At 55.1% G+C, this 3,451-nt stretch carries 4 protein-coding genes and 1 pseudogene; 2 read left to right on the top strand and 3 right to left on the bottom strand.

Going from position 1 to position 3,451, the window contains the following annotated elements:
- Nucleotides 1-152: 152 nt before the first annotated feature.
- A pseudogene (locus FHR87_RS18720) lies at nucleotides 153-422 on the top strand (transposase); the annotation flags it as partial.
- Nucleotides 423-630: 208 nt separating this feature from the next.
- On the opposite strand, the gene FHR87_RS18715 reads toward FHR87_RS18720, so the two are convergent.
- Nucleotides 631-945 (bottom strand): hypothetical protein, encoded by a 315-nt coding sequence (locus FHR87_RS18715; protein ID WP_183168279.1) that lies wholly within the window; start codon nucleotides 943-945, stop codon nucleotides 631-633.
- Between the two features lie 33 nt (nucleotides 946-978).
- Nucleotides 979-2,475 (bottom strand): Fic family protein, encoded by a 1,497-nt coding sequence (locus FHR87_RS18710; RefSeq protein WP_183168278.1) that lies wholly within the window; start codon nucleotides 2,473-2,475, stop codon nucleotides 979-981.
- Between the two features lie 368 nt (nucleotides 2,476-2,843).
- On the opposite strand from FHR87_RS18710, the gene FHR87_RS19705 reads away from it, so the two are divergent.
- Entirely contained in the window at nucleotides 2,844-3,062 is a 219-nt protein-coding gene (locus FHR87_RS19705; protein WP_183168277.1) for a transposase, read from the top strand.
- 209 nt (nucleotides 3,063-3,271) lie between these two features.
- On the opposite strand, the gene FHR87_RS18700 is transcribed toward FHR87_RS19705, so the two are convergent.
- Nucleotides 3,272-3,451 (bottom strand): HU family DNA-binding protein (locus FHR87_RS18700; protein WP_183168276.1); only part of this gene is annotated, 180 nt, incomplete at its 5' end.

The raw sequence follows: 3,451 nt of genomic DNA, 5'->3' as shown, positions 1-3,451 counted from the left end.
TCACGCAAAGCCCTTCGTGTGGACCAAGACAGCCGATGAAATCCTGACCTCGGTCGCCTCTTTCTGCAAACGAATTTCTAACTCACACTACTAGGTGAACACCCTCTCTTAGCTTGGCGGGTTCAAGCCAGATGACTTGGCCGGACGGTTACCATGAGAACGCTCGGGAAGTGGCTCGGGGTATCCAAGAGACCGCCCAATACCAGCAATCTCAGTGTGAGCGAAAGAAGACCGAGATGCTGTTTGCCCCCCTCAAGTGCATCCTGAGACTGGACCGCTTGCGGCTCCGGGGACTGAGCGGTGCCCGGGATGAATTCACTCTGGCTGCTGCTGTCCAGAACCTGCGTCGGCTGGCCAAGCTGGCCAGTTCCCTACAACCCTTTGGCGGGCAAGTTGCGCCCGCAGCACAGAGAATTGGATGAAATGATCTAGAAAATCAGCTTCACTGTCCCGTTTTCAGTCTGAAAACCTAAAAAATGCCCTCAGGGCAAATGGCAGTGGCTTGGTTCTCGAGTTTTTCAACACAATTGACCCAAACCGACCGGTCGCTACAGACAACAAGCGGTAGAAATTGCCAGTTGCTGCTGGCAAGGATCGGTTAAAGGCAACGGTATAAATTCATAACACGCTTTAATGAGAAGCGCGCTTCATTACTCGTTGTTTACCGGTAAGACTCGACTTGAGTACCACTTGATCCTCCTTGGCACTCAGGATCTTGTCCATATCTTCACGCGAGGATTGCGGCAGTTCCGGTGCGCTGTATAGATAGGTCCAATAAATTGCATTGTCCTTCTTGGACCAGACTCCGGTGCAATCAAAAATTTGCTGGTCGTTAAGGCTGACTTTGCTTGCGAATGAGCCATCAAAATTAAAGCGTATTTGAAACCTGTTCCGCTGAAACGGACGCCAGGAAGCGATACTTTCACCATTCTTGGAGGTTCTCATGCAGCAACGTAACCAAGTCGTAACTAGGGCGATTCACTCCGGTTCAATTTCGGCGCGCTGGGCCGCAAACACCTGCTGAGCGATCCGCTCGATGAAGTCGAACACTTCCTCAGGAACCGTGTATTGATACTGCTTACGCCGGTGCTTGGACACGATCCCCCCATTCGTCAAACACATCATGACTAGGTTGGCGAGTTCGCTGCCCCGGACGTCATATCGCTCGTCTACGGCCTGGTAGACGGCGTCATAGCCCTCCAAAAAAGCCATCTCCTCGCGAAGCTCTACTTCCAGGGCATGCTTAGCCATCGCCATGGTGAAGGCCACGCAAGGTGTCGCGTCCCAGTAGCGGTACACCGCGTTGTCACCACGGAACTGGAATGCGAGTTGGCCAAAGTCGATCCACTGTACATCCCAGAAGTCTCGAACTGGCCGGGAGAAAGTCTGCAGCGCCTCCAAGTAGCGACGTTCCTCACGCTTCATAGCCACCGATACGGGTAGCAATAGCCCGTTCTCCAGTGCGCCGGCGTTACAAAGTGCTTGATGAATCAGGAAGCGCGACAGACGACCATTCCCATCCATGAAGGGGTGGATCAGCACGAAGCCGAACGAGATGACCCCAGCCGCCACCAACGGATCGATCTGCAGCGGGGCCTCATTGGCAAAACGCATGAGACTCTCCATTAGCTCGCGGCAAAGATCTGGTTGCGGTGGGACATACGTCACCCCTGCGGCCCCCTGCAGGCTGCCGGCGAGATGATTCTGCTCGTGCCTGAAGGCTGCGGCCAAGTCATATGGATTCATCACCGTTGCGTTCTGCAAGGCTACCAGGTAGTCCTCGGTCAACGGCTGACGCTCATGGGCCTGGCGTAGTAGCTGGATGAAGCGCCGCGACTTGTCTTCCGACGGTGCCTCTCGCTCAATTGCGAATGAGTCCTTGGTCTCGTGCAGGTAAGCCCAGTTGATCGCCCGGTCCATCATGACCGGGGGGAGAGACTCTATAAAGGCCCTGGCCCGGCCGAGAATGTCATGGACCAGCAGGTCGGTGATCTCAGGAGTGCGCTCCACGGTAGCGCAGTACGTGAGATCGCCCAATCCATTGAACTCAACGCGCCATTTTGAGTTTCGCTCTCCGGGCCTGGTGATGTAGCGCTCCGGATCGAAAAGCTGGATGAAAGAGCCTCGCACAGAGGTATGCTGCGTGAGCAGTTCGCCGGTAAAGGCTTCCCTCAAATAGCAGGCCTTTCTGATGTAGATCCCATTGGGCGCTGCCTGGAGCATACGTTCGAAGTCTGCAGCCGGGATACGTGGTAGCGCTTGGGCGAGAATCGTGAGGTTGATCCCTTCGTGCTTCAGGGCGAACAGCACGTGACCAAGCAAGTCATCTGCAGCCGGCGCGATGGCGGGTGGCACCGCCATGGTTTGGCCAATGAGCTCAAGTCGCGTGACAGGCTGTACAATGGCAGGCAGGCGCAGCGGTACCGCTGTGAGTTGCAGCTGCTGGTGAAGAAGTGCGTAGCCGGCGGCTTGCATTTCAGAAATCCTATCGTTCAGTCCTGATGGCCAAGATTTTCTTCACTAGACAAGGAAAATCTTCAGTTTTGGTGAGTATGCCAATTTTTTCTTCACTGCTAGATCCAATCCGAAACGCGCGGGCTGAAATACTTTCCTGAACTGCCCCGGTTTTGAGGAGGCTCCAAGCTTTGAGAGAATGGAGCCATGAAGAAACAAAACACGTTTTCCCCGAGATGTGCGAGCGCGCCATACGTTTGCTGCAAGAGCATCGTGGTGACTAACAGCATTGCTGCCCAGGAAGCACTGGGACAGTCGCGAGGAGGCTTTGGCAGCAAGATCCATGCGCTGACCGATGCCCCCTGGAATTACCGATTCGTTTCATTCTGATGCCAGGCCAGGTGGCCGATATCACCCAAGCGACCCCACTCATGGCGGGGATCGATACGTCGGCACTGTTGGCAGACAGGGGCTATGACGCCAACCGGCTTCTCGCGTGGCTGAAGGAGCACCAGATCCAGGCCGTCGGAATCGTATCGAGCAACGCCCTGCGATTGGCATCTCGACAAGGAGCGGCACGTGATCGAGTGCCTGTCCGGCAAGCTTAAATACTACCGGCGGATTGCCTCGCGTTATGAGAAGAAGGTCATCCATTTCAAGGGAATGTTGGCCTTTGCCGCTACCTTTCTACAGCTAACTGCTTAGTGTGCAGAACATTCTACCGCCTCGATAGATGTCCTGAAAGCCACGCCAGCCCTACTGCTTGAAAGTGGTTACGACATTCGTTTGGTGCAGGAACTGCTCAATCACAGCGCGGTCAAGACAACGCATCCTTCAACGCTTTTCCCGGCTTAAATCCCGGTAGTTTGGCAGCAGCAATCGCGAGCTCTTCGCCTGTCCTGGGATGGCGGCCCGTGCGGGCGGCGCGCTCTTTCACCGAAAAAGTACCAAAGCCAACCAGTGTGACATCATGCCCAGCCTTCAGCTCGGCAGTGAT

Source organism: Azomonas macrocytogenes, assembly GCF_014191985.1.
GTDB classification, from domain to species: Bacteria; Pseudomonadota; Gammaproteobacteria; order Pseudomonadales; family Pseudomonadaceae; genus Azomonas; species Azomonas macrocytogenes.
The sequence above is the reverse complement of the archived record's forward strand: the minus strand, read 5'-3'. Positions and strand labels throughout refer to the sequence as shown.